General features: G+C 73.5%; 21 protein-coding genes. 10 read left to right on the forward strand and 11 right to left on the reverse strand.

The window, feature by feature from the left end:
- Positions 1–72 precede the first annotated feature (72 nt).
- From ABEE00_RS12820 to ABEE00_RS12830, 3 genes are read left to right on the forward strand one after another with little or no spacing between them, the layout of a single operon-like run.
- On the forward strand, positions 73–1,326 hold the full coding sequence (locus ABEE00_RS12820; protein ID WP_345745527.1) for a sensor histidine kinase: 1,254 nt from the start codon (positions 73–75) through the stop codon (positions 1,324–1,326).
- On the forward strand, positions 1,323–2,009 hold the full coding sequence (locus ABEE00_RS12825) for a response regulator transcription factor (RefSeq protein WP_345745528.1): 687 nt from the start codon (positions 1,323–1,325) through the stop codon (positions 2,007–2,009). Before ABEE00_RS12820 ends, ABEE00_RS12825 begins: the two co-directional genes overlap by 4 nt.
- Positions 2,010–2,033: 24 nt before the next feature.
- Positions 2,034–3,059: an MsnO8 family LLM class oxidoreductase gene (locus ABEE00_RS12830; protein ID WP_345745529.1), complete on the forward strand. Its 1,026-nt coding sequence runs from the start codon at positions 2,034–2,036 to the stop codon at positions 3,057–3,059.
- A 294-nt stretch (positions 3,060–3,353) separates the two neighbouring features.
- Here the strand turns inward: ABEE00_RS12830 and ABEE00_RS12835 are convergent, their stop codons facing one another.
- Both ABEE00_RS12835 and ABEE00_RS12840 read right to left on the reverse strand, forming a co-directional pair.
- Positions 3,354–4,679, reverse strand: a complete 1,326-nt coding sequence (locus tag ABEE00_RS12835; RefSeq protein ID WP_451918573.1) for a carboxyl transferase domain-containing protein — start codon at positions 4,677–4,679, stop codon at positions 3,354–3,356.
- A 75-nt stretch (positions 4,680–4,754) separates the two neighbouring features.
- A complete protein-coding gene (locus ABEE00_RS12840; protein WP_345745530.1) occupies positions 4,755–6,218 on the reverse strand; it encodes an acyl-CoA synthetase in 1,464 nt (487 codons plus the stop codon).
- Positions 6,219–6,335: 117 nt separating this feature from the next.
- Between ABEE00_RS12840 and ABEE00_RS12845 the strand changes: the two genes are divergently transcribed.
- Positions 6,336–6,797, forward strand: a complete 462-nt coding sequence (locus ABEE00_RS12845) for a MarR family winged helix-turn-helix transcriptional regulator (protein WP_345745531.1) — start codon at positions 6,336–6,338, stop codon at positions 6,795–6,797.
- A 54-nt stretch (positions 6,798–6,851) separates the two neighbouring features.
- On the opposite strand, the gene ABEE00_RS12850 is transcribed toward ABEE00_RS12845, so the two are convergent.
- From ABEE00_RS12850 to xylB, 3 genes are all read right to left on the reverse strand, one after another.
- The gene (locus ABEE00_RS12850; RefSeq protein WP_345745532.1) at positions 6,852–7,496 is read right to left on the reverse strand and encodes an N-acetylmuramoyl-L-alanine amidase; all 645 of its coding nucleotides are present in this window, start codon (positions 7,494–7,496) and stop codon (positions 6,852–6,854) included.
- A gap of 262 nt (positions 7,497–7,758) precedes the next feature.
- Positions 7,759–9,090, reverse strand: a complete 1,332-nt coding sequence (locus tag ABEE00_RS12855) for an ROK family transcriptional regulator (protein ID WP_345745533.1) — start codon at positions 9,088–9,090, stop codon at positions 7,759–7,761.
- A gap of 101 nt (positions 9,091–9,191) precedes the next feature.
- Positions 9,192–10,619, reverse strand: coding sequence for a xylulokinase (gene xylB / locus ABEE00_RS12860; protein ID WP_345745534.1), 1,428 nt, complete (start codon positions 10,617–10,619; stop codon positions 9,192–9,194).
- A 143-nt stretch (positions 10,620–10,762) separates the two neighbouring features.
- Between xylB and xylA the strand changes: the two genes are divergently transcribed.
- On the forward strand, positions 10,763–11,935 hold the full coding sequence (gene xylA, locus ABEE00_RS12865; RefSeq protein WP_345745535.1) for a xylose isomerase: 1,173 nt from the start codon (positions 10,763–10,765) through the stop codon (positions 11,933–11,935).
- Between the two features lie 51 nt (positions 11,936–11,986).
- On the opposite strand, the gene ABEE00_RS12870 is transcribed toward xylA, so the two are convergent.
- Positions 11,987–13,135, reverse strand: a complete 1,149-nt coding sequence (locus ABEE00_RS12870) for a sigma-70 family RNA polymerase sigma factor (protein ID WP_345745536.1) — start codon at positions 13,133–13,135, stop codon at positions 11,987–11,989.
- 149 nt (positions 13,136–13,284) lie between these two features.
- Positions 13,285–13,557 carry an SGM_3592 family protein gene (locus ABEE00_RS12875; RefSeq protein ID WP_345745537.1) on the reverse strand — a complete coding sequence of 91 codons (273 nt, stop codon included), beginning with the start codon at positions 13,555–13,557 and terminating at the stop codon, positions 13,285–13,287.
- A gap of 262 nt (positions 13,558–13,819) precedes the next feature.
- Between ABEE00_RS12875 and ABEE00_RS12880 the strand changes: the two genes are divergently transcribed.
- The gene (locus ABEE00_RS12880; protein ID WP_345745538.1) at positions 13,820–15,301 is read left to right on the forward strand and encodes an amino acid permease; all 1,482 of its coding nucleotides are present in this window, start codon (positions 13,820–13,822) and stop codon (positions 15,299–15,301) included.
- 38 nt (positions 15,302–15,339) lie between these two features.
- On the opposite strand, the gene ABEE00_RS12885 is transcribed toward ABEE00_RS12880, so the two are convergent.
- The gene (locus tag ABEE00_RS12885; RefSeq protein WP_345745539.1) at positions 15,340–16,368 is read right to left on the reverse strand and encodes a DMT family transporter; all 1,029 of its coding nucleotides are present in this window, start codon (positions 16,366–16,368) and stop codon (positions 15,340–15,342) included.
- A 250-nt stretch (positions 16,369–16,618) separates the two neighbouring features.
- Complete coding sequence (locus ABEE00_RS12890) at positions 16,619–17,122, reverse strand: ATP-binding protein (protein WP_345745540.1); 504 nt, start codon at positions 17,120–17,122, stop codon at positions 16,619–16,621.
- A 137-nt stretch (positions 17,123–17,259) separates the two neighbouring features.
- Here ABEE00_RS12890 and ABEE00_RS12895 point away from each other — a divergent pair, with 137 nt between their 5' ends.
- From ABEE00_RS12895 to ABEE00_RS12905, 3 genes are all read left to right on the forward strand, one after another.
- Entirely contained in the window at positions 17,260–18,129 is an 870-nt protein-coding gene (locus tag ABEE00_RS12895) for a helix-turn-helix domain-containing protein (protein ID WP_345745541.1), read from the forward strand.
- Between the two features lie 3 nt (positions 18,130–18,132).
- Positions 18,133–18,375, forward strand: coding sequence for a DUF397 domain-containing protein (locus tag ABEE00_RS12900; protein ID WP_345745542.1), 243 nt, complete (start codon positions 18,133–18,135; stop codon positions 18,373–18,375).
- A 64-nt stretch (positions 18,376–18,439) separates the two neighbouring features.
- Positions 18,440–19,267, forward strand: a complete 828-nt coding sequence (locus tag ABEE00_RS12905) for an SAM-dependent methyltransferase (RefSeq protein ID WP_345745543.1) — start codon at positions 18,440–18,442, stop codon at positions 19,265–19,267.
- 177 nt (positions 19,268–19,444) lie between these two features.
- Here ABEE00_RS12905 and ABEE00_RS12910 read toward each other — a convergent pair whose 3' ends face one another.
- Complete coding sequence (locus ABEE00_RS12910; RefSeq protein ID WP_345745544.1) at positions 19,445–22,423, reverse strand: glycoside hydrolase family 2 TIM barrel-domain containing protein; 2,979 nt, start codon at positions 22,421–22,423, stop codon at positions 19,445–19,447.
- Between the two features lie 16 nt (positions 22,424–22,439).
- Positions 22,440–23,672 (reverse strand): ROK family protein, encoded by a 1,233-nt coding sequence (locus ABEE00_RS12915; protein ID WP_345745545.1) that lies wholly within the window; start codon positions 23,670–23,672, stop codon positions 22,440–22,442.
- A gap of 268 nt (positions 23,673–23,940) precedes the next feature.
- Between ABEE00_RS12915 and ABEE00_RS12920 the strand changes: the two genes are divergently transcribed.
- Complete coding sequence (locus tag ABEE00_RS12920) at positions 23,941–24,753, forward strand: SGNH/GDSL hydrolase family protein (protein WP_345745546.1); 813 nt, start codon at positions 23,941–23,943, stop codon at positions 24,751–24,753.
- Positions 24,754–24,811 lie beyond the last annotated feature (58 nt).

Below are 24,811 nucleotides of genomic sequence, written 5' to 3' on the forward strand. Positions count from 1 at the left end.
GGCGGCGACTTCGGTATCCGCGACCGTGCCGGTACGGCCGCCGCACCCCCTCCGAGCAGTACATTCGGGCCCATGAAGCACCCTCACGACACGGGCTCCGCGGTCCGGCGCGGCCGTCGCGACTGGGCCGTGGACCTGGCGGCGTTCGTGTTGGCGGCCGCGTTCAGCGTGCTGACCTCCGAGGCGGTCGTCGACGACCCCCGGATTCCCGAGGGTGCGCTGATCGCCGACCAGATCGCGGGCGCCCTCGCCTGCTGCGCGCTGTGGCTGCGCCGCAGGTGGCCCGTGACGCTCGCCGCCGTACTGGTGGTGGCCGGGGTCTTCTCGCACTTCGTGGCGGGCCCGCAGCTCGCGGCGCTGTTCACGGTCGCGGTGCACAGGCCGTTCCGCACCACCGCCGTGCTGGGCGCGGCGAGCCTGGCCACGCTGCCGCTCCAGTGGCTGGTGCGGCCCGTGCCCGACACGGGCAGGGCGAGCGACCTGTTCATCGGGTGCGTGCTGGTGGGCGGCGCGATCGGCTGGGGCCTCTTCGTACGGTCCAGGCGTCAGCTCGTGGCGTCCCTCCAGGAACGCGCCGAACGCGCCGAGGCGGAGGCCGAGTTGCGCGCCGAGCGGGCCCAGCGGGCCGAGCGCGAGGCCATCGCGCGGGAGATGCACGATGTGCTCGCGCACCGGTTGTCGCTGCTCAGCGTGCATGCGGGGGCGCTGGAGTTCCGCCCGGACGCGCCGACGCGCGATGTGGCGCGGGCCGCTGGCGTCATCCGGGACAGCGCGCACCGTGCGCTGGAGGAGCTGCGCGAGGTGATCGGAGTGCTGCGCGCCGGGCCCCCGGACGCCGCGGACGAGTCGTCCGAGGAGGCGGGCCGCCCGCAGCCCACCCTCGCCGACCTGCCCCGCCTCGCGGGCGAATCCGGCGGCGCGGGAGCGCCCGTGACCCTCGACCAGCAGGTCGGCGAGCCGGAACGGGTGCCGCAGACCGTGGGCCGCGCCGCGTACCGGATCGTCCAGGAGGGGCTGACCAACGCCCGCAAGCACGCGCCCGGTTCGGCGGTGCGGGTCACGGTGGAGGGCGCGCCGGGGGAGGGGCTGACGGTACGGGTGCGCAACCGGCTCCCGCACGGTGGCGAGAACGGCGGCGGGCACGGCGGCGAGTACGGGGGCGGGCGCGGGCGCGAGGGGGCCGCCGCGCTCCCCGGCGGGATCCCGGGCGCCGGCCAGGGGCTCACGGGGCTCGCCGAGCGCGTGGCCCTCGCCGGGGGTGACCTGCGGTACGGCCCCACCGGCGACGCCTTCGAACTGACCGCCTGGCTACCGTGGTCGCCATGACGACCCCCGCTCCGCGCGCCGTGCGCCTCCTCCTCGTCGACGATGACCCGCTGGTACTCGCCGGGCTCCGGCTGATGCTCGGCGGCCGGGAGGACGTGGAGATCGTCGGCGAGGCGTCGGACGGTTCCGAGGTGCCGCCGCTCGTCGCCGAGCACGCGCCCGACGTCGTGCTCATGGACATCCGCATGCCCACCGTCGACGGCCTCGCCGCGACCGAGCTGCTGCGTGCCCGCCGCGAGCCGCCCGAGGTCGTCGTGCTCACCACCTTCGACACCGACGAGCACGTGCTGCGGGCGCTGCGCGCCGGGGCGGCGGGCTTCCTGCTCAAGGACACGCCGCCCGCGCAGATCCTGGACGCGGTACGGAAGGTCGCGGCGGGCGATCCCGTACTCTCCCCTGCCGTCACCCAGCGGCTGATCCGGCACGTCGCCGAGTCCGGCCGGGACACCCGGCGGGCCCGCGCCCGCGCGGCACTCGACGGCCTCGCCGAGCGCGAGCGGGAGGTGGCCGTCGCCGTGGGCCAGGGCAAGTCCAACGCGGAGATCGCCGCTGACCTCTTCATGGGCGTGCCCACCGTGAAGACCCACGTCTCCCGCATCCTCACCAAGCTGGACCTGAACAACCGGGTGCAGATCGCGCTGCTCGCGCACGACGCGGGGCTGCTGGAGGACGGGGAATCCTGAGCCCGCGGATGCGTTGTACGGAGGGTGAGTACGCAGACCTCCGCCGCCCCGCGGCCCGCAGCAGCACCCCTGGGCACCGCGCGCCTCTCCGTACTGGACCGGGCGCTGACCCGCGAGGGCGAGCATCCGGCGACGGCGCTGCGCGAGACGGTCGACTTCGCGCGGCAGGCCGAGGAGCTGGGTTTTCACCGCTTCTGGGTGGCCGAGCACCACGGTGTGCCGGGGGTGGCGGGCTCGGCGCCGACCGTGCTCGCCGCGGCCGTGGCCGCCGCGACCTCTCGCATACGCGTGGGGACGGGCGGCGTGATGCTGCCGAATCACCGGCCGCTGGTGGTGGCCGAGCAGTTCGGGGTGCTGGAGTCCCTCCATCCGGGGCGTATCGACATGGGGCTCGGGCGCTCGGTGGGCTTCACCGACGGCGTACGCAGGGCGCTGGGCGTCGGCAAGGAGGCGGCCGAGGGCTTCGAGGAGCAGGTCGCCGAGGTGCTGCGCTTCTTCGAGGGTGGGGGCACGGTGCGGGCGCTGCCCGCTGAGGGGCTGCGGGTGCCGGCGTTCGTGCTGGCCGTCGGGTCCGGGGCCTCGGTCGCCGGCCGTCTGGGGCTGCCGTTGGTGATCGCGGGGCATCGCGACGAGTCCCGTACTCTGCGCGCGATCGAGTCGTACCGCGCGTCTTTTGTCGCCTCCGCGCAGTGCGCCGTCCCGTACGTGGTCGTCGCCGTCAACGCGGCGGTGGCCGCCACGGCGGAGGAGGCCGAGCGCCTCCAGACCTCCGAGGCGTGGGCGACGGTGGAGTCGCGTACGCGGGGGGTGTTCGCGCCTCTGCTGCCGCCGGAGGAGGTGGCGGGGCGTCCGATGACCCCGCGTGAGGCTTCGTTGTACGAGGAGGCGCGCGGCTCTCAACTTCGTGGGACCGCGGCCGAGATGAGGGCGACGTTGTCCGCCCTCGTGGCCCGCACGGGGGCCGACGAGCTGCTGCTCACGCTGAACACGTATGAGCCGGCGGCGCGGTGGGACTCCTACGCGAGGTTGGCGAGGCTCGCGGGGCTGTAGCCCCGTCGGGAGCGGGGTCGCTGCCGCGGCTGTCCGCAGCGAGTCGTGGGGTGGGCGACCAGCAGCGTGGCGCGACGGCTCGTTCGTACGTAATCCGCGGACGCCGCAGACCGGGCGGAGGCCCGTCCGGTGGCGCGGAGCGTTGCCGGGCGGGCCGCAACGCACAAAGTCGGGCGCAACCACCCACCCAAAACCCGCCGCAGCGGGAAGCGACAAGAAGCGGTCCTGACCGGCGGTCAAGGCGCGAAGCGACCCGCCCAAGCCGGGCGCGGCCACCCACCCCACTCGGCGGGCCTACGAATACGGGACCACTCCGCACGCGGCGCCCAGCGCGACCACATCCTGCGGACGCAACCGCAACTGATCAGCGGTCCACCGCACGGAGCCCGCATCCCGCTTGAGGATCGAAGCCGCCGCCTCGGGTCCGATCACCGAGAAGTAGCTGTCGGGCGTGACCCACGTGCGCCCGGGCGCGGCCAGCGCCAACGCGCCGCCGGACCCGCCCTCGCCGACGACCAGCGTGGTGACCGGCACCCCCACCGAGGCCACCGCCTCGAAGCACCCGGCGATCGCGGCCCCGGCCCCCGCGCGTTCCGCCTCGGGCCCGTTGTCCGCACCCGGCGTGTCCACCAGCGTCAGCACGGGAACCCCGAGCCGCCCGGCGAGCCGGACCAGCCGCTCGGCGGTCCGGAACCCGGCGGGCCGCGTAGCGGTCCCGCACTGCGCGGCGAAGGCGAAGGTCGCGTCCCCCACACGCCCGAACCCGCACCGCATGCCCGCGTCCACACCCCCGCACCGGTCCCCGGACAGCTCCTCGTACCAGTCGAAGTACGCGTCCAAGTACGCCCCGGCCCGCGGCCGTTCGGCGGCACGCGCACGCCGCACGGCCTCCCAGCCACTCTCGGGAAGCTCCCCGTCAGAGCCGCCGGAGGCAATCGCGCGCGGCGGCGCAGCGGCCTCGCCGCCCCCGCCCGCCGTCAGCAGGGAGAGCCACCGCCCCAGCACACCCCGCAGCTCGCCCTCCCCGACGACCGCGTCGATCTGGCCCGCCGCGTACTGCCCCTCGGCGGCGTACGCCTCGGCCGGCGCGCCCGGCGGACGTACCCGGGAGCCCGCGAACCCCGCCTGCGCGCCGGGCAGCGCGAGCGTCACGTCGGCCCCGGCGGCCAGCGTCGCCCACCCGCCACCCGTGGCCGGGTCCCGTACGACGGCGATCTGCGGCAACCCCGCGGCCCGCGTCAGCGCAGACTCCCGCGCCACACGCTGGAGTTGGGACAGCGCGCGCATGCCCTCCTGCATGCGGCTGCCCCCGGTCGCGACGAGCGTGACCAGCGGCAGCCGCCGCGCACGGGCGTGGACGAACGCGGACTCCAGCAGGTCACCCGTACGTTCGCCGAGTGACCCGCCCAGGAAGCCGAACTCGAAGGAGACCAGCACCGCTTCGACGCCGTCGACCACCCCGGTGCCGCACACCACCGACTCCTGCTCCCCGGTGCGCTCCCGGGCGCGGGCCCGCGCGGCGTCGTACCCGTCCCAGCCGATGGGCCCGTCCGGCGCGCCGGAGGATTCAGAGGCGGGCGGCGGAGGCAGCTCAGCGAAGCCGTCCGCGACCGAAGCCAGCGCGGCCCGCGCACCGCCGCGTTCCCGCCCCTGCGAGGACTCCGCCCCGTCGCGTTCCCGCCCCTGCGAGGACACTCAGCCCTCCCTGCCGGGCAGCTCCCGCTTCAGGATCTTGCCCATGTCGTTGCGCGGCAGCGCCTCGACGAAGTGGACGGCGCGGGGGCGCTTGTGCGGCGCGAGCTCGGTGGCGACGCGCTCGGACAGCTCCGACTCGGCGGGCGGGTTCGCGGCGTCGACGGGGACGATCCACGCGGCGACCCGTTCGCCCAGGTCGGGGTCGGGCACCCCGGCGACGGCCGCCTCGGCCACCCCGGCGTGCGCCAGCAGCACGTTCTCGATCTCGCCGGCGCCGATCTTGTAGCCGCCGCTCTTGATCAGGTCGGTGGCCTTCCTGCCGACCAGCCGCACATAGCCGTCCGCGTCGACGGTCGCCATGTCCCCTGTGCGGAACCAGCCGCCGTCGAAGGCCTCGGCGGTCGCGTCGGGGCGGTTGAGGTACTCGGTGAAGAGGTTCGGCCCCCGCACCTCCACCTCGCCCACGGTCTCACCGTCCCAGACCTCGATCCGCGCACCGGAGTCGTCCACCAGACGCAGGTCCACGTCCTTGAGCGGCACGCCCACGGTGCCGGGCTTCGGGGCGCCGTCCGCGCGCACGCTGGTGTTCATGAGCGTCTCGGTCATCCCGTACCGCTCGATCACATGCCGCCCGGTGGCCTCCGTGATCCGCTCGTGGTCGGGCAGCGGCAGCGGGGCCGAGCCCGAGACCAGCAGCCGCGCGCGGGAGAGCGCCTGCGCCAACTCCGGCTCGGCGTCGAGCGATTCGGCGATCCGGTGGTACATCGTCGGCACCCCGAACAGCATGGTGCCGCCCGACGCCAGCTCGCGCGTCACGCCCTCGGTGGAGAACCTGCCCAGGTGACGCAGCGTGCCCCCGCGCCGCAGCGGGCCGAGCACGCCCAGGATCAGCCCGTGCACGTGGAACAGCGGCAGCCCGTGCACCAGCACGTCGTCCTCGCTCCACTGCCAGGCGTCCTCCAGCGCGTCCAGGGTGCTGGTCACGCTGCGCCGGGAGAGCACCGCGCCCTTCGGCGGCCCGGTGGTGCCGGAGGTGTAGACGATCAGCGCGGGGGAGTTCGGGTCGGGCTCGGCCAGCGGCTGCCAGGTCGCGCCGTGCTCGGGCGCCTCGGGGTCGAGCACGACCTCCGTACGGTGCAATCCCGCGAGCTCCTTGGGCAGTTCGGCGCCCGGCGCGGTGAGCACCGTCGCCGGCTGGCTGTCGCCGACGAGGTGGGCCAGCTCCCGTTCGCCGCTCTTCGGATTGACCGGCACGGCGGGGACCCCCGCCAGCAGCGCGCCGACCACGGCGACCGCCGTCTCCAGCTCGGCCGTGGCCCACACCGCGACCCGTCCTGTCTGGTCGATGCGGGAGGCCACCTCGCTCGCCGCCGCGGCGAGCTGCCGGTAGCTGAGGGCGCGGTCGCCGAAGTGCAGCGCGGTCTTCGAGGACTGCGCGTGCAGCGCGGGGAAGAGCAAGGACACCCGGGACTCCTTATGTGATCTCGGCTCTCGGGCCGTCAGCATCTCATCAGGCCCGGTCCCCGCGCGGCAGCAGGGCCCGGGAGCACGGGGCATCCCCATGAGTTGTACTATGCAACCATGCATCGGGACGAATCCGCCTCCGACCCCGCTGACGCGTCCGTCGACGACTCCATCGCCGTGATCCAGCGCGAGCTGACCGCCTTCGCGCGCCGCGCCCGCGCGACCGCGGCGCATCTGCACCCGGAGCTGTCGCTGGTCTCCTTCACGCTGCTCGCCCACCTGGAGGAGCGGCGGGGCTGCCGGGCGACGGACCTGGCGGCGCACTACATGCTCGACAAGTCCACGGTCAGCAGGCAGGTCGCGGCGCTGAAGCAGCTCGGCTACGTCGAGCACCGGCCCGACCCCGACGACCAGCGCGTGCACGTGCTGGACCTGACGGCGGAGGGGCGCGCCGTGCTGGCCCAGGCGCACGCCTCGCGCGCCACGGTCTTCCGCACCAGGCTCGCCGACTGGCAGGCCGACGACCTGGAGCGCTTCGCCGCGTATCTGCGCCGCTTCAACGAGATCTCGGAGCAGTAGCGGGACTCACCGGTCCGGCGGCCGCCGCTCACGCCTTGGCGGCCGGTCCGCCGCTCACGCCTCCGCGACCAGCCGCATGTACAGGTCCCAGTTCCAGTGCTTGCCGGGGTCGGTGTGGGTCGCGCCCGGCACCTCGTGGTGGCCGATGATGCGGCTGCGCTCGCGGGGGATCGCGTATTTGTCGCAGATGGCGGCGGTGAGCTTCGCCGAGGATCTGTACATCGCCTCGGTGAACCACTTCGGGTCGTCGATGAAGCCCTCGTGCTCGATGCCGATGCTGCGCGTGTTGTAGTCCCAGTTCCCCGCGTGCCAGGCGATGTCCTTCTCGCGGACCATCTGCGCGAGGTGCCCGTCCCGCGAGCGGAGCACATAGTGCGCCGAGGAGTTCGCGCCCGCGTTCTGGAAGTGGCTGATCGTTCCCGCATAGCCGCCCTGGGTCACGTGGATGACCACGAACGCGATCGGGTTGTCCGAAGGGCGTCCGGCGGACGAGTAGTTGGAGGAGTGCGCCGGGATGAACTCGATCGGCGGATAGTCCGCGGGTCCCGGCAGCGCGCCGGGCGCTCCCACGGCGGTGTGCGCGGTGGCCGCCGCGGTGGTGACCGCGGCGCCGAGCGCCAGCCCGCCGCGCAGCAGCGCGCGGCGCGAGGTGGCGGCGGTGGTGGGGGAGTCGGTGACATGGTGCCGTGCTGAGGTCATGGTGTCTCCCGGTGTGGGGGGAGGAGCGGGGGCCAAGGGGGGCACGTGCATGACAAGTTGACGCGCGTCGATAGTCGCACTCCGACCGGATGCTGCCAAGAGTGACTGGCTTGGCCGTTTCGTGGACCGACTGTGAACGACTGTGGTCATCGGGGCCAGGAGGAGGCGACCGCGGAGCCTCCGTACGGCGGAGGAAGCGCTCAACTTCCGCCCTGCGTACGGAGGTTGCGGTCCTGGCGCGGAAGCGGCGGGCGTGTCTCCGCTACGGGCGGCCGCGCTCCGGGACGCGCGAGTGCCGGTCCCCCGAGTGGGCGAGCGGGTCGTCCAGGACCTCGCGTACGACCGAGTGAGCGGCCCCGAGCACCGGCCCGTCGGCGCCCAGCGCGGAGAAGGCGACCCGCGGCGCGGCGTCCTGCATCGCGGTACGCCGCGTCAGCTCCCGCTCCAGGGGCGGCAGCAGCCAGGTGCGCAGCGCGGGCAGCGTGCCGCCGAGCACCACGGCGTGCGGGTCGAGCAGGTTGACGGCTCCGGACAGCGCGATCCCGAGGGCGCGCCCAGCGGTGCGCAGGGCGCGGCGCGCCGCGGCGTCGCCCTCTCTCGCGCGGGCTGTGAGCTCGCGCAGCGCGGCGTCGCGGGTTGCCGCACGGCTGCCGACGGCCGCGCCGCCGGATGCCGCCTGGCCTGACGTGGCCTCACCGGGCGCCACCGGGCCGGACGCCGTCCCGCCCGGCCCCGCCTCGTACCCCCCGTCGAGCCCCGCCGCGCTCAGCACGGCCGACTCGCCGGCGTACTGCTCCAGGCAGCCGCGTCCCCCGCACGCGCACGGCGGTCCCTCCGGCCACACCGGTACGTGGCCGAGCTCGCCGGCGAAGCCGCGGGTGCCGCGCAGGAGTTCCCCGTTCAGCACCAGCGCGGCGCCGATGCCGATCTGCGCCGATACGTGGATGAAGTCCCGGCTGTGCGGTGCGGCGGGGCCGTCGCCGAGCCACAGTTCGGCCAGCGCTCCGTAGTTGGCCTCGTTGTCGACCCGGAGGGGGAGCGGGGTCGGCAGCAGCGCGGCGATGTCGGTGCCGTGCCAGCCGAGGTTGGGGGCGCGCACCACGCCCGCCGCACCGCGCGCCACCAGGCCGGGAACGGCCACCGCGAGCCCCGCGGGCCGCAGCCGCTGCGCCGCGGCCTCCCCGGCGACCCGGTCCGCCAGGGCGCCGAGCCGTTCCAGTGCCGCCGCGGGATCGCTGCCCCGCAACGCCGCCTCCTCGCGGCCGCGCGCCCGTACCTCGCCGCGCAGATCCACGGCGCACACCGTCAGATGGTCCACGCCGATCTCCGCGCCGAGCCCGCAGGGCCCCTCGTCGGCCAGTGCCAGCGCGCTGCCCGGGCGGCCCACCCCGCTGGACGGCCCGGGGCCGAGCTCCACCAGGAGCCCGGCGCGCAGCAGTTCGTCGACGAGGGTGGACACGGCGGCCCTGGTCAGCCCGATGCGCGCGGCCACACCCGCGCGGGACGAGGGGCCCTCGCCCGCCACCGCGTACAGCACACGGGAGAGGTTGCGCCGCCGCATCTCCCGCTGGGACGTGGGCGTCGGGGCTGCCATGACGGCTCCTGTGCGGTCTTCTGCGGGGGCGGGCGGGTGTACGGGGGTGTGCGCGCTCGTACGGGGCTTGCGGGAGCCCGCGCGTGGCGGGACGCGTCCGCTCAGCGCTGCCGCAGCAGCGTATCCGCCCCCGACAGGGTCGCGGCGAGCCGGTCGCGTGCCTGCTCATCGCGCTGTACCGCCTCGTACGAGGGTCCGTCGGCGGTGCCCCAGCGCCGGGCCACCGCCGCGGGGTCCTCGCCCAGCAGCAGCCCGGCCGCCTGTGCCGCGGCGCCGAGTGCGACCAGCTCCTCCGCGCGCGGCACCTGAACGGGCCGCCCGGACAGCCGCCGCACCGTCTCCCGCCACGCCGTGCCCTTGGCGCCGCCGCCGATCAGCAGGAGAGGGGTGTCCCGCGCCGCGTCCTCGTCCAGTACCTCGTCCAGGGCGCGGAGCAGCGCGTACACCGCTCCGTCGTAGGCGGCCTGGAGCACCTGGCCCGGCGTGGTGTCGTGCCGCAGCCCGGTCAACAGGCCCGAGGAGTAGGGGAGGTCGGGGGTGCGCTCGCCGTCGAGGAAGGGGAGCAGGGCGAGGTCGCCGCCCGGCTCCACGGCCTCGCGGTCCAGGCCGAGCAGCGCGGCCACCTTGTCCACGGCGAGGGTGCAGTTGAGGGTGCAGGCCAGCGGGAGCCAGTCGCCGCGCGCGTCGGCGAAGCCCGCGACGGTGCCGCTCGGGTCCGTGGACCGGTGCGGGGAGACCGCGTACACCGTGCCCGAGGTGCCCAGGCTGAGCACCGGCCGGCCCGGCAGCAGGCCGAGTCCGAGCGCGGCCGCCATGTTGTCGCCGGTGCCGGGGGCCACCAACGCGCCCTCGGGAAGCGGCAGTCCGGGGCGCACCGTGCCCGCCGCCTCGCCGGGGGCGAGCACGCGCGGCAGCAGCGCGGGGTCCAGGCCGACGTGCCGCAGGATCTCCTCGTCGTACGACCCCGTCGCGCTCGACCACCAGCCGGTGCCCGACGCGTCGCCGCGGTCCGTGGTGCCCTGGCCGGTCAGCCGCTCGGTCAGATAGTCGTGCGGGAGCCGTACGGCCGCCGTGGAGGCCGCCGCCTCCGGCTCGTTCTCCCGCAGCCAGGCCCACTTGGTGACCGTGAACGAGGCCGCCGGGACGCTCCCTGTGCGCTCGGCCCAAGCCTTCGTGCCGCCCAACTCCTCGACGAGGCGGTCGCGTTGGGGCGCCGAGCGCACGTCGTTCCAGAGCAGCGCGGGCCGTACGGGTTCGCCGCGCGCGTCCAGGGTGACCAGGCCGTGCTGCTGGCCTCCCACCGAGACGGCCGCCGCCTCGCGGGCCGCGACGCCGCACTGGTCGAGCGCCGACTCCAGGGCCCGCCACCACTCGCGCGGATCGGTCTCGCGCTCGGGTCCGGGGAAGGCGGGGTGCGCGGACTGGCCCTGGGCGACCACCGTGCCGGTGGCGGCGTCCACCACCAGCGCCTTGGTGGACTGCGTGGAGCTGTCCACGCCGATGACGAGCGGTCCTTCTGGTGCCGACATGGGAACCCGACTCCCTCTTCCCTCGGTGCGTACGGTGCGCGCATACTAATTTGTCAACGGACATGACGAATAGGTGCGCGGCGCCGTGCGCGAGTCCGCACGCGGCCGCGGCGCGCGGGACGACCCGGAAGTGAGGGCCACGGATGAGCTATCAGCCGCTACCCGAGGACAAGTTCAGCTTCGGACTGTGGACGGTGGGCTGGCAGGGGAGGGACCCCTTCGGCGACGCCTCGCGCGCGCCGCTCGACCCGGTCGAGGCGGTGCGGCGGCTCTCCGAACTCGGCGCCTACGGCATCACCTTCCACGACGACGACCTCATACCTGCGGGCAGCACGGAGGCCGAGCGCGAGGGGCACGTCAAGCGCTTCCGGCAGGCGCTGGACGCCACCGGGATGACCGTGCCGATGGCCACCACCAACCTCTTCACCCACCCCGTCTTCAAGGACGGCGCCTTCACCGCCAACGACCGCGACGTACGCCGCTACGCCCTGCGCAAGACGCTGCGCAACATCGACCTCGCTGCCGAACTCGGCGCGCACACCTATGTCGCCTGGGGCGGCAGGGAGGGCGCCGAGTCCGGCGCGGCCAAGGACGTGCGCGCCGCGCTGGACCGCATGAAGGAGGCCTTCGACCTGCTCGCCGATTACGTGCACGAGCAGGGCTACGGGCTGCGCTTCGCCATCGAGCCCAAGCCCAACGAGCCGCGCGGCGACATCCTGCTGCCCACCGTCGGCCACGCGCTCGCCTTCGTCGAACGGCTGGAGCGCCCCGAACTCTTCGGCGTCAACCCGGAGGTGGGCCACGAGCAGATGGCCGGGCTCAACTTCCCGCACGGCATCGCGCAGGCCCTGTGGGCGGGCAAGCTCTTCCACCTCGACCTGAACGGGCAGTCCGGCATCAAGTACGACCAGGACCTCCGCTTCGGCGCGGGCGATCTGCGGCAGGCCTTCTGGACCGTGGACCTCCTGGAGAGCGCGGGCTACGACGGGCCGCGGCACTTCGACTTCAAGCCGCCGCGCACCGAGGACTACGAGGGCGTGTGGGCCTCGGCCGCCGGGTGCATGCGCAACTACCTGATCCTGCGCGAGCGCGCGGCCGCCTTCCGCGCCGACCCCGAGGTGCAGGAGGCGCTGCACGCCTCACGGGTGCACGAACTGGCCACGCCCACCCTGGGCGCGGGCGAGACGCCGGGTCAACTGCTCGCCGACCGCGCCGCGTTCGAGGACTTCGACGTGGAGGCCGCTGCCCGGCGCGGGATGGCCTTCGAACGGCTCGACCAGCTCGCGATGGATCACCTCACGGGCGTACGGGGCTGAGCGCGGCCGATCGGTGCGCGGGGGAGGGCCGGGCGGCCGGGTCTCGGTGGCTCAGCCCTCCCCTCGTACCCAGGCGCCGCCGGCGTCGCGCTGCATCACCGGTATCTCCTTCGGCGCGTCGGCGGGAATCGCCTCAGGGAGCCCCGCCTGACGGAAGAGGTGCGGGCCGAAGAAGGCGGACACCTGGCGCACCCGGCCCTCCGCGTCCAGGGTCAGCACCTGGAGGTGGAAGGGGAGATAGTCGCCGCCCTCGTGCTTGCTGTAGAGCGCGAAGGCGGGCTGGCCGTTGGCCGAGGTGGGCAGCATCAGGCCGTCGCCGGGGCCGATCGGGCACTGCGTCGAGATGAGCGTGGCGATGTCGGAGCGCCCGGTGAACCACTCCGGGAACGGAGGCATCTCCCACACCGCGTCCTCGCGGAACAGCTCCACGATCGCGGCGGTGTCGGCGCTCTCGAAGGCCGCCGCATAGCGGTCCAGCAGCTTGCGCTGCTCGGGGTCCGTCGGCTCGGCCATCTCCTCCTCGACCGGGGCCGCCTTCTCCAGTTGGGCGTGTGCGCGCTGCAATGCGCTGTTGACGCTCGCCGTGGTGGTGTCCAGCAGCTCGGCGACCTCCGCCGCGCGCCACTTGAGCACGTCGCGCAGCAGCAGCACGGCGCGCTGCCGCGCCGGCAGGTGCTGCAACGCGGCGACCAGGGCGAGCCGCGTGCTGGAGCGGGACACCGCGACGGCCGCGGGGTCGGTGGCCGCGCCGCCGCCCCCGCTCAGCATCGCGTCCGGCATCGGCTCCAGCCACGGGACCTCGGGGGACTCCACGACCGGGCGCTCGGGATCGCCGGGCGCGCCGAGGCCCGAGGGGAGCGGGCGGCGGCCGCGGCTCTCCAGCGCGGTGAGGCAGGCGTTGGTCGCGATGCGATAGAGCCAGGTGCGCAGGGAGGAGCGGCCCTCGAAGCGGTCGGCGGCGCGCCAGGCGCGCAGATAGGTGTCCTGCACCAGGTCCTCGGCCTCGTGGACCGAGCCGAGCATGCGGTAACAGTGCGCGAGGAGTTCGCGACGGTACGGATGCGCGAGGCCCAGGAGCTCGTCGCCGTCCGTGACGCCGGAGGCGCCGGGTGTGCTGGGGGTGCCGGGCGTGCTGGGCTCGCCTGGTCCGTCGGACGTGCCGGGTGACTCCGCCGTGGTGCCCTCGGTGCTGTCAGCCATCACTTGCCCGCCCTTCGCCGGTCCGGCCGCAATAGGGAAGTTCTAACAGCCGCCACTGACAACGCCCCGCCGCGCGACGGGATATCGGCACCTCGGCGGCCCGCCGGGCACGTCAGCCGCCGTAGGAATCCCACTCGCCCCGACCGGCCTCACTCGCCCCCGCGCTTGCGCCTCCGGCGGGACCTGCGGCGGGCCTTGCTGAAGAACCAGCCGGCCGGCGGCTCGTCCGCGCGCCAGGGCTGGGGCTCGGGCGGGCTGTCCCGCCACCTGTTCCGCAGCATGCGGGTGCGGGCCGCCGGCTCGGAGACCTCGGCGCTGCGTATGAAGTCCTCGTCGAGCACCAGCTCCTCGTCCCAGCCGCCCTCGCGGTCCTCTCCGCCGTCCCCGTGAGGGCCGGCGCGGTCCGGGGGTCCGTGTGCCATGAGCTGCCTCCGTGGTGCCTCGTAGCGATGCGTCCGGGCGATCGCGGTCAACGGGCCGAGTCCGGTAAACGGAGAACGTCACAGAAGGAACGGGTGTTCCACGCCCGGATTCCGGTTCGTGGCGTGGATCACATTGACGGGTGCGTCGAGGCGGGGTGTCATGGCCCACCGATGTGACGAAACCCATGGTCGATGCCTCACAAGGGTGTAGAGGCTACGGGTCGGTACGGGGTTTCCACCCCGTAAATCAAAGGAAAGTTCCATGGTTCAGCAGGCGCCGAACCCGGCGGGCGCGACGGAATCCGCAGACTCCGAAGCGGCCCACGGGGATTCGCTGAAAGCAGGGCTGAAGAACCGGCATCTGTCGATGATCGCCATCGGCGGTGTGATCGGCGCGGGCCTCTTCGTCGGCTCCGGTGCGGGCATCGCCAAGGCGGGCCCCGGCATCCTCCTCTCGTACGCGCTGGCCGGGACGCTCGTCGTGCTGGTCATGCGGATGCTGGGCGAGATGGCGGCCGCCGACCCGGTGTCCGGGTCCTTCTCCACGTACGCCGACCGCGCGCTGGGCCGCTGGGCTGGCTTCACCATCGGCTGGCTGTACTGGTTCTTCTGGGCCGTGGTGCTGGCCGTCGAAGCGACGGCCGCCGCCGCGATCCTCACCTCGTGGCTCCCCGCCGTGCCCCAGTGGGCCTGGGCGCTGCTGGTCATGGTGGTGCTGACGGCGACCAACCTCGCCTCGGTGGGCTCCTACGGCGAGTTCGAGTTCTGGTTCGCGGGGATCAAGGTCGTCTCCATCGTGGTGTTCATCGTGATCGCCGGGCTCGCGGTCTTCGGGCTGCTGCCCGGCACCGAGTCGCCCGGCGCCGCGAATCTGACCGGTCACGGAGGGTTCCTGCCGCACGGGCCCGGCGCGATCCTCTCCGGCATGCTGCTCGTGGTCTTCTCCTTCATGGGCAGCGAGATCGTGACGCTGGCCGCCGGCGAGTCGGCCGAGCCCTCGAAGATGGTGCGGCGCGCCACCAACAGCGTCATCTGGCGCATCGGCACCTTCTACCTGGGCTCGATCCTGGTCGTGGTCACGCTGCTGCCGTGGAACGACCCGGCGGTGGTGAAGGACGGCCCGTACGTGGCCGCGCTGAACCAGATCGGCATCCCGCACGCCGGCACGATCATGGACGTGATCGTGGTGACCGCGGTGCTGTCCTGTCTCAACTCCGGCCTCTACACGGCCTCCCGGATGGCGTTCTCGCTGGGCCAGCGCGGGGACGCGCCCGCCGCCTTCGGGCGGGTCAACCGGCGCGGTGTGCCCGCGGCCGCGATCTGGTCCTCGGTCGCCGTCGGCTTCATCGCGGTGATCTTCAACTACACCGCGAAGGACACCGTCTTCGAGTTCCTGCTCAACTCCTCGGGAGCGGTCGCCCTCTTCGTGTGGCTGGTCATCTGCCTCTCGCAGCTGCGGATGCGCCCGGTGATCGAGCGGGACATGCCGGAGCGGCACACCGTGCGGATGTGGCTGCACCCGTACCTCACGTACGTGACGATCGGGCTCATCGTCTTCGTCATCGGCTACATGTTCTACGACCCCGAGGGCCGCAAGATGATGGTGATGTCGGTGGTCGTGGGCGCGCTCGTGCTGGCCGGCGGCTTCGTGCGGCAGCACTTCGCCCAGCGGCACGCCGGGGTGAGCGGTCACGCGCCTGTGAGCGGTCACTCCGCGACGGGTGCCGAGAGCGACCAGGGCTGAGTCCTTTCGCCTGTCGTCTGTCGCGCCTGTCGGCGGTCTCAGTGCGGTTTGCGCTGAGACCGCCGACCGCTTTCGCTGGACTGCTTTCCGCTGCGGCGGAGTTGAGTGGTCGTGCGGCGTCCAGGGCGTCGAGGGCTGCTGCGTACGGTCAGGATCAGCAGCCCCGCCAACACCAGCGCGATGCCCACCCACGCCCAGGCGCCCAGGCGTTCGCCGACCACCACGACGCCCAGCGCCGCGGCGACCACCGGCTCGAAGAGGGAGAGCGTGGTGGCCGCGCTCGGCGTGACCCGGGCCAGGCCCGCGCCGAAGGCCACATAGGCGAGGAACATCGGCACCACCGCCAGGTACCCGGCGACCGCGAGCCCGCGCGGCTCGCCCACCAGCGCCCCGCCGGTCAGCGCGAACACCGGGAGCAGCACCGCGGCGCCCAGCCCGAACATGGCGCCCATCGCGGCGCGCGAGGAGTGCCCCGCGCGGATCAGCAGCGAGCCGTAGCAGGTGTAGACGGCGTACGCGGCGCCCGCGAGCAGGCCCAGCGCGACCCCGGCGGCGGGACGGTCACCCGCGGCGTCGCCGGATCCCGCATGGCCGGTCAGCACGAGGGCCGTGCAGCCCACGCCGGCCGAGGCAGTCGCGGCCAGCCAGCGCGCGGTGAGCCGGGTGCCGTCCAGTGCGCGTTCCAGCAGCGCGGCGAACACCGGCGAGGAACCGATGGTGACCACGGTGCCGGTGGCGACGCCCGCCCAGGCCATCGAGGTGTAGAAGGCCAGCGGGTAGACGGCGACGGCGAGGCCGCCCAGCAGGGCGCGGGCCGGTGCCGCGCGTCCGCCGCCGCGCAGCACGGCGAGCGCGGAGCGCCCCGCGAGCAGCAGCGTGAGGAGTCCGCCGAGGCCCATGGTGGCGGCGCCTATGGACAGCGAGGAGGCGCCGGACGGCGCGAAGCTCGCGGCCGTTCCCGTGGTGCCCCACAGGGTGGCGGCGAGCAGGACGAGCAGCGGTCCGGCGGCCGAGCGCGGCGCGGAGAGCGGCCCCGCGGGCGCGGGAGCCGTGGTGGGGAGAGTCATGCGGGATGCGTCCTGATCCGTTGAGGTCCGGTGAGGGAGAAGACGGATGGGCGCACAGGAAACGGAGAAATCCGTACGGAGTTGAACAGCACCGACTGCGGCGCGGCCCTGCGGGGCCGCCGCGGTGGCCGTCGTGTGTGCGCCCTCAGCGGGACGCGGGAGGCGGCGTGACCGTGTGCCAGTACGTGGTGTCCATGACGAGAACCCTAAACGAGGCGCGGGACGCGGGGCATGGGGGTGCGCTCAGGTCTCAGACCAGCGTGCGCGTGCAGGGCAGCTCCGCCCACACCGCGTGGCCCTTGTCGCCCTCGCCCTCCTCGCCCTCCGGGCGGATCCCCCATTCGTCGGCGAGCACGCTGACCAGCAGCAGCCCGCGTCCGCCCTCCCCGTCGGTGTCCTCCTCCGCGCCCTCCGGCGCGTCGGGCTCCCCGCCTCCGCCCTGGTCGGTGACCTCCAGGCGCAGGCGCACGCCTATGACCCAGAGTTCGCAGCTCACCCGCTCGCTGTCGGTGTGCCGCACCGCGTTGGTGAAGAGCTCGGACACCAGCAACTGGGCGTCCTCGCGAGAGGGTTGGTCCACATGCCACTCGCGCAGCCGGTCGGTCACGAGTCTGCGGGCCGCCGGAACGGAGGCCTCCGCCGCGGGGAGGTGGAAGGCGTCCCTGAGGGGGCGGGCGAGCGGGGCGCCACCGGGGCGTTCGAGAGCGAGCGCGTCGGTGAGCGAGTCACGGAGGGCGTCATGGGGGGAAGCCACCGGACCACTATGCGGCTGCTCACAGGTGGATGGCAAGGATCATTCTGTAAATTACAGAATCACGGTTCTCAGGCTGTCGCTGTACGGAGCGGCATGCCAAACTGCCTGTCCATGAGGTCAGTTGGAGGCGAGCGGTAGTGGCGGACTCACGCGCGGGAGGCGGCGCTCCGACCGTTCTGCGGGTGGTGCTCGGCAAGCGGCTGCAGCACCTGCGGGAGAAGGCCGGACTGTCGTACGAGCAGGCCGCACGGGCACTGGACGTCACGCACGCCACGGTCCGCCGGATGGAGAAGGCGGAAGTCGGCCTCAAGGTCCCCTACGTCGAGAAGCTCCTTGGCACCTACGGCGTGACCGCCGAGGACGACATCGAGGAGTTCGTCGGGCTCGCCCGGCAGGCCAACAGGCCCGGCTGGTGGCACCGTTACCGGGACGTACTGCCCGAATGGTTCAGTGCCTTCGTCAGCCTGGAGAGCGAGTCCGAGGTCATCCGCGCGTACGAGCCGCACTACGTGCCGGGGCTGCTCCAGACCGAGTCGTATGCGCGGGCCGTCCTGCGCGCCGGGATGCCGCAGGCGCCCGAGGAGGAGATCCAGCGTCAGGTCGCGCTCCGGATGGAGCGCCAGACGGTGCTGCGCAGGGAGCGTCCGCCCATGCTGTGGGTGGTGATGGACGAGACCGTGCTGCGCCGCCCCATCGGGGGTGCGGGGGTGATGCGGGAGCAGATCGACTTCCTGCTGGAGTCCACGGCGCAGCCCCATGTGCGGCTGCAGATCCTGCCGTTCAGCGTCGGGCCGCACCCGGCGATGTACGGACCCTTCCATCTGTTCAGGTTCCCCATCGAGGAACTGCCGGACGTCGCCTGCGCGGAGAGCCTGGTGGGCGCCGTCTACTTCGATGAACGCCCCGAGGTCGCCTCCTTCCTGGAGGCGCTGGACCGCATGTGCGCCCAGGCCGCGCCGGTGTCCCGCACCGGGGCGATTCTCAGCGCGATGCGCAAGGAGCTGTGAGCCATGACCACGACACAGATCTACAACGGCATGCCGGCCGCGCGGCTCGGCAAGGAGGGCTGGCGCAAGCCCTGGAGCGGGGGCAACGGGGGAAGCTGCGTCGAGGCGCTGAAGCTCGCCGACGGGCGGGTGGCGCTGCGCCAGTCCACCGACCCCGAGGGGCCCGCGCTGATCTACACGCCGCACGAGATGGAGAGCTTCATCAGGGGAGCGAAGGCCGGCGAGGCCGACTTCCTGATCGCTTAGACCTCGCCCGGGCGGGCGCTCCCTGCCCGCCCGGGGACCACAGCAAGCATGGAGGGACGACGTCGTGCCGGAAGAGGGCTTCACCCCCGAGCGGATCGACACCAGCAAGCCGCATCCCGCCCGGATGTACGACTACTACCTCGGCGGTTTCGACAACTACGAGGTCGACAGGGACGCCGCAGACAAGGTGCTCACCCTCGCCCCGTCCTACCGGGACACGGCGCACAGCAACCGCGGGTTCCTGCACCGCGCGGTGCGCACCGCCGTCGGCATGGGCGTCCGGCAGATCATCGACATCGGCACCGGCATCCCGACCTCGCCGAACACCCATGAGGTGGCCCGCGAGCACGACCCCGGGGTGCGGGTGGCGTACGTCGACAACGACCCGATCGTCGCCACGTACGCGGGGGCGAAGCTGACCAACTCGGGGAACGCCGGATTCGTGCTCGGCGACCTCCGGGATCCCCAGGCGATCCTCGAACACCCCGAGCTGAAGGAGCTCATCGACTTCGACCGGCCCGTCGCGCTGCTGATGGTGGCGGTGCTGCACTTCATCAGGGACGAGGAGGACCCGCAGGGGCTGGTGGCCGCGCTCACCGAGCGGCTCCCCGAGGGCAGTTGCCTGGCCATGACGCACATCACCGCCGACTTCGACGGCGGCGCCGCGGTGGAGCAGGCCGCCTCGGTCTACAAGAACGCGACAGCCGATCTCGCGATCCGCACCAAGGACGAGGTGCTGCCGCTGTTCAAGGGCTTCGACCTGGTCGATCCCGGACTGGTGCAGATTCCGCTGTGGCGCCCCGACGGCCCCGTGCCGGACGCGGCCGAGCTGCCCCGGCACATCGGCTACGCGGGCTTCGGCGTCAAGGGCGGCGTGCCGCAGCGCGGTTGAGGACGCCGCAGGGCGACGGGGCCGTACGCCCCCGCCGACGCGGGAGGCGGGGGAATCGGGGGTGGGCGGCCGGTCCGCCGGCGCCTGCGCGCACCGGTGGACCGTCCGCCCGTCACACCTGACGGCGACTCAGGACTGGCGACTCAGGACTGAGGGCTCAGGACCTCGTGCCCGTACTCAGACGTCCCCGTCGTCGCCGGCCCGGAACACCAGCGAGAACTCCGCCGGTGCCACCTCCAGCCTGTCCTTGGGCAGCACCGGCGGGCCGCAGGACTGCGAGCCCATGCCGTGCTGGCCGTGGTCCAGGTTGACCCACACCGTGCCGCCCGGCACCAGGTCCGTGGTGTGCCGCGCCGCGTCCAGCTCCTCGCTGGTCCAGCGCCTGGCGGTGAACCAGAACCGCGCGGAGTCCGCCTCCACCCGCAGCACCCGCGGGCTCCCCGACCCTGCGGCAGCATCGCGGAGTTCGGCCCAGCGCACGTCCGCGCGCGCCCCGTTCTCCTGCGGGAACACGTACGGCGTCTGGAGCGCGTCCACCGTGCTGTGCCACAGGCCCGTCATGGACGCGCTGCGGGTGTCCGGGTACGCCTCGCCGGGGCCGCCGCCGTACCAGCGCGCGTCGCCGAAGGAAGCGGGCAGGCCCATCCGTACGCCCAGTCGCGGCAGCGGGAAGGTCCACTCGCCCTCGGGCTCCACCGCGACGGCGAGGCGCAGCAGTTCGCCGTCGCTGGTCCAGCGGTAGACGGTGGTCAGGCCGAGGCCCTTGGCGGCCGGGGCCACCCGTGTACGCACCTCCAGCGCGCCGTCGGCGGTGTCCACGGCGACCGTGCGGTGCCGCATCCGGTGCAGCCCGTTCCTGCGCCAGAGCGCGCCGAAGCGGGGGTCGGGCTGCCACGTGGCGCCCATGTCGTTGTCGGTGGGCGCCCGCCACACGTCCAGCCGCGGCCCCGTGAGCGGGATGCCGCCGAGCCGCAGCAGCACGCCGTTCGCCGGGTCGAACTCGCCGGGCCCGAGGCGGAGTACGTCCACGCCCGTGCTGTCCGTCGTACGGGACACGGGCACCGGAACCGCGAAGGGCCCGGGACGCCGGCCGCCCCCGGGAACCGGCACCCCGGCGTGCTGGCCCCAGGCCACGGTGTGACCCTGCGCGGCCCACACCGTGTCGTGGGCGAGCACGGCGCGTACGGTCCACACCGCCTCGCCGGCGGCGGTCGTGTCCGGCGGCGCGGGGAGCTTCACCGCGGCCGACTCGCCGGGGGAGAGCGGCGGCACGCTGAGCGAGCCCTCGCCCTGCGCCACGCCGCCGACCGCGTACGACCAGCAGAAGGAGAGGTGCGAAAGGTCGGCGAAGTCGTGGCCGTTGGTGATGCGGACGGCGTCGCCGCCGGGCTCGCCCGCGATCCGTACGGGCTCGATCACCTTCTTGTACTCGGTCAGCCCCGGCGAGGGCGTGCGGTCGGGGAAGACCAGGCCGTCGCAGACGAAGTTGCCGTCGTGCAGCTCCTCGCCGAAGTCGCCGCCGTACGCGAAGAACTCCCGGCCGTCCGCTGTGCGCTGCCGCAGCCCGTGGTCGATCCACTCCCAGACGAAGCCGCCCTGGCAGCGCGCGTACGTCTCGAAGAGCCGCTGGTAGTCGGCCAGTCCGCCCGGGCCGTTGCCCATCGCGTGCGCGTACTCGCACAGCAGGAAGGGCAGCGAGCGGCGGCGGGCGTCGAGCTCCGGGTCCTCCAGCGGCTCCTCCTCGTACCGCCCGATCCGCTCGACCTCCTCGTGCCGCGCGTACATGCGGGAGTAGAAGTCGCTGTCCGGGTAGTCGTAGTCGTTCTCGTAGTGCAGCGGGCGTGAGGGGTCGCGTTCGCGGATCCAGGCGGCCATGGCGGACATGCCCGCGCCCTTGCCGCATTCGTTGCCCAGCGACCAGACGACGACGGAGGGGTGGTTCTTGTCCCGCTCGACCATGCGCGCGGCGCGGTCCAGCAGGGCCGGGGTCCAGCGCTCGTCGTCGACCGGGTTGCCCTCCCAGCCCGTCTGGTTGAAGCCGTGGGTCTCCAGGTCGCATTCGTCGATCACCCACAGCCCGTACTCGTCGCACAGGTCGAGGAAGGCCGGGTGCGGCGGATAGTGGCTGGTGCGGACCGCGTTGATGTTGTGCTGCTTCATCAGCTCCAGGTCGCGGCGCATGGTGGCCTCGTCCACGGTGCGGCCGGTGTCCGGGTGGAACTCGTGCCGGTTCACGCCGCGGAAGAGCACCCGCCTCCCGTTCGCCTTGAACAGGCCGTCCTCGATCCCCACCCGCCGGAAGCCGATCCGGAAGGGGACCGTCTCGCCCTCGGTGGCCAGCGTCGCCTCGTACAGCCGCGGCACCTCCGCAGACCAGGGCTCCACCGGCAGCCGTACGGTCTCGCCGGTGGCGGCTTCAATTCCCAGTTCCGGAACGCTGATCCTGCCGCCCGGCTTGCTCTCCACCCGCAGCGCGCCCTCACCCGTCACATGGTCGTAGTCGGCGTGCACCGTGAAGTCGGCGACCGAGCCCGCCGGGCGGTGCAGCAGCGTGACCTCGCGGAAGATGCCGGGCAGCCACCACATGTCCTGGTCCTCCAGGTAGCTGCCGGCCGACCACTGGTGCACGCGGACCGCGAGCACGTTGCCGTGCCGCCGCAGCACCCCGCCCACGGCGAACTCGTGCGGCAGCCGCGACCCCTGGAAGCGGCCCAGCTCCCGCCCGTTGAGCCAGACCCGCGCGCAGGACTCCACGCCCTCGAAGCGCAGCACGCTCTCGCCGCCCGCGCCGGGCTCCTCGGGCCAGCCCTCGGGGAGATCGAAGAACCGCAGGTGATCGCCGGTCGGATTCTCGTCGGGTACGTACGGAGGGTCCACAGGGAAGGGGTAGTTGACGTTCGTGTACGCGGGGGAGCCGTGCCCCTGGAGGGGCCAGTGCCCCGGCACGGTGACCTCGCTCCAGTCACCGCCCGTCGCGCTCTCGCCGGTGGCGAACTCCGTGCCCCGCGCCCCGGCCGTGGGGGAGAGGCGGAAGCGCCAGCGGCCGTCGAGGCTCAGGCGCGCGGTGTCGGAGGCGGCGTACCAGGCGCGCGGCGGCAGGACACCGCTGCCGGGCGAGACGTCCTCGCAGTACTCCTCGTGGGGCCTCGAACTCATCGCTCTCCTTGGTGTGTCAGGGCGTACGGGGTGTGGCGTGCAGGGTGCGCGGTGAGGCGAGGTGCCCCTCCAGGGCCAGCGCGGCGGCGCCGAGCGCGACCGGCGAGGCGCTGAGCCCGCACAGCGCGAACTCCGTCCCGCTCAGCGGATGGCGCAGCGCGTGCTCCTCCACCACCGCGCGCACGGAGTCGAGCAGCGGACGGCCCAGCTCCGCCGCGACCCAGCTACCGAGCACCACCACCTCGGGGTTGAGGAGGTTGACCAGGCCGGACAGTGCGGTGCCGAGGGCGTGCGCGGTGCGCCGCAGCACCTCGGCCGCCTCGGGAACGGGGGTCTCCGCCGCGAGCGCGGAGCCCAGCGCGGCGATCGTGGCGGACTGGTCGCCGGGGTGCGCGAGCGGGCTGTCCGGGGCCACTTCGCGGAGGGTGCGCAGGATGCCGGGGGCGCCCGCGTACGCCTCCAGGCAGCCGTGGTTGCCGCAGGAGCAGGGGCGGCCGCCCGGCACCAGCGGGGTGTGGCCCCACTCGCCCGCCGAGCCGTCCCTGCCGCGGTGCACCTCGCCCCCGACGACCAGCCCCGCGCCGACCCCCGTGCCGAGGTTGACCACGACCGCGTGCTCCCGGTCGCGCGCCGCGCCGAACCACAGCTCGGCCAGCGCTGCCGCGCCCAACGGGCCGTCCAGCCACAGCGGGTGGGACAGCCTGCGGGAGAGGAGGTCGAGCAGGGGTACGTCGTGCCAGCCCCAGTTGGCCGCGTGCAGGGACACGCCCCGCGCGCGGTCCAGGACGCCGGGCATGCTGACGCCGGTGCCGAGCACGCGGTCCTGGGGTGCGCCCGCCTTGTCGACCGCCGCGTGCACCGTGGCGGCCAGCAGCTCGGTCACCGCCTCCGGGTCGCGGCTGCCGGGCTCGCCGGGGTGCAGGGTCTCCGCTGCCTCGGCCAGCACCGCGAAGGTCAGGTCGTACACCTGGGCGTGCACGTAGGTCTCGGCCACGTCCACGCCCACCAGCACGCCGCCGCGCCGGTCGGGGGAGAGGAGGGCGCGCGGCCGGCCGCCCGCCGACTCCTCGCTGCCCGACTCGGTGAGCAGTCCGAGCGCGCACAGCTCGGAGGCCAGCGTGGCGACGGTGGCCTGGCTCAGCCCGGTGGCGGCCGCCAATCGCGGCCGCGCGACGGGGGCTTCGGCTATCACCTGGCGGAGCAGCCGATAGCGGTTGGCGGTCCTTATGTCCCGGGAGGTACGCCTCACCCGCGTCACGCTAGGCGCGCCTCACGGGCCGGACAAGCCTCTGCGCCACCCCTTTGAACAACCCCTGGAAAAAGGGGACTTCGGGCGCGCCGCGGGGGTGTAGCGATCTCACGGCTGCGGAACGAACAGTTCAGCGTCTCTCGCCTCTTCCGCTCACGGCGTCCCTTTCGCTCACGACTCTCCCTCTCCCCTCAATCCCTTCTTTCTGTCCCCTTCACCCCGCGGGACAGATATGCCTCATGTCCCCCATGAGAGGTCTCGAGGTCCTATGAAGCTGCACAGATGGGCGTCCGCGGCCACCGCCGCGGCCGCGATCGCAGGTCTTTCCGCGTTCTCCGCGCCGGCTGCCGCCGGTCAGATGCATGCGTCGGGCGCCGCCGTCGATTACGTGGCGCTCGGCGACTCCTACTCCTCCGGCGTCGGCGCCGGTGCGTACGATCCCGGCAGCGGCAACTGCAAGCGCAGCACGAAGGCGTACCCGGAGCTGTGGCGCGCCGCCAACTCCCCCTCCTCCTTCGCCTTCACGGCGTGCTCCGGCGCGCGGACGACGGATGTGACGGCCGGTCAGCTCGGTCCCCTCAACACCGCGACGGATCTCGTCACGATCAGCATCGGCGGCAACGACGCGGGGTTCGGGGACACCATGACCACCTGCGTCACCCAGGGCGAGAGCCGCTGCCTGGAGCGGGTCGCGCAGGCACGCGCGTACATCTCCGGCACGCTGCCGGGACGGCTCGACGCGGTGTACGGCGCGATCCGCGCGAAGGCGCCGTCGGCGCGGGTCCTGGTGCTCGGGTATCCGCGCATGTACCAGCTCAAGGGCGAGTGCAAGGCGGGCATCAGCGAGAAGTCGCGGGCCGCGATCAATGCGGCGTCGGACGACCTGAGCGGGGTCACCGCGAAGCGGGCGGCGGACCACGGCTACGGCTACGGCGACGTGCGTCCGGATTTCACGGGCCACGAGATCTGCTCCGCGGCGCCGTGGCTGCACAGCGTGAGCTATCCCGTTGACGAGTCGTACCACCCGACTGCCTCCGGGCAGTCGGGTGGATATCTGCCGGTCATGAGCGATTCGCTGTGACCGCCGACGGCTTCTTCGTGTGGCAGCTTTCCGCTGCGGCGGGATGTGGGTGGGTGGT

The sequence above is a fragment of the Streptomyces odontomachicola genome (genome assembly GCF_039605595.1).
In the GTDB taxonomy this organism is placed as follows: domain Bacteria; phylum Actinomycetota; class Actinomycetes; order Streptomycetales; family Streptomycetaceae; genus Streptomyces.

Bases quoted from the DNA above. Each gene is read 5' to 3' on its own strand.
- ABEE00_RS12820 (WP_345745527.1), top strand. From the start codon at position 73: ATGAAGCACCCTCACGACACGGGCTCCGCGGTCCGGCGCGGCCGTCGC.
- ABEE00_RS12825 (WP_345745528.1), top strand. From the start codon at position 1,323: ATGACGACCCCCGCTCCGCGCGCCGTGCGCCTCCTCCTCGTCGACGAT.
- ABEE00_RS12845 (WP_345745531.1), top strand. From the start codon at position 6,336: ATGCATCGGGACGAATCCGCCTCCGACCCCGCTGACGCGTCCGTCGAC.
- ABEE00_RS12850 (WP_345745532.1), bottom strand. From the start codon at position 7,496: ATGACCTCAGCACGGCACCATGTCACCGACTCCCCCACCACCGCCGCC.
- ABEE00_RS12855 (WP_345745533.1), bottom strand. From the start codon at position 9,090: ATGGCAGCCCCGACGCCCACGTCCCAGCGGGAGATGCGGCGGCGCAAC.
- xylB (WP_345745534.1), bottom strand. From the start codon at position 10,619: ATGTCGGCACCAGAAGGACCGCTCGTCATCGGCGTGGACAGCTCCACG.
- xylA (WP_345745535.1), top strand. From the start codon at position 10,763: ATGAGCTATCAGCCGCTACCCGAGGACAAGTTCAGCTTCGGACTGTGG.
- ABEE00_RS12870 (WP_345745536.1), bottom strand. From the start codon at position 13,135: ATGGCTGACAGCACCGAGGGCACCACGGCGGAGTCACCCGGCACGTCC.
- ABEE00_RS12875 (WP_345745537.1), bottom strand. From the start codon at position 13,557: ATGGCACACGGACCCCCGGACCGCGCCGGCCCTCACGGGGACGGCGGA.
- ABEE00_RS12880 (WP_345745538.1), top strand. From the start codon at position 13,820: ATGGTTCAGCAGGCGCCGAACCCGGCGGGCGCGACGGAATCCGCAGAC.
- ABEE00_RS12885 (WP_345745539.1), bottom strand. From the start codon at position 16,368: ATGACTCTCCCCACCACGGCTCCCGCGCCCGCGGGGCCGCTCTCCGCG.
- ABEE00_RS12900 (WP_345745542.1), top strand. From the start codon at position 18,133: ATGACCACGACACAGATCTACAACGGCATGCCGGCCGCGCGGCTCGGC.
- ABEE00_RS12910 (WP_345745544.1), bottom strand. From the start codon at position 22,423: ATGAGTTCGAGGCCCCACGAGGAGTACTGCGAGGACGTCTCGCCCGGC.
- ABEE00_RS12920 (WP_345745546.1), top strand. From the start codon at position 23,941: ATGAAGCTGCACAGATGGGCGTCCGCGGCCACCGCCGCGGCCGCGATC.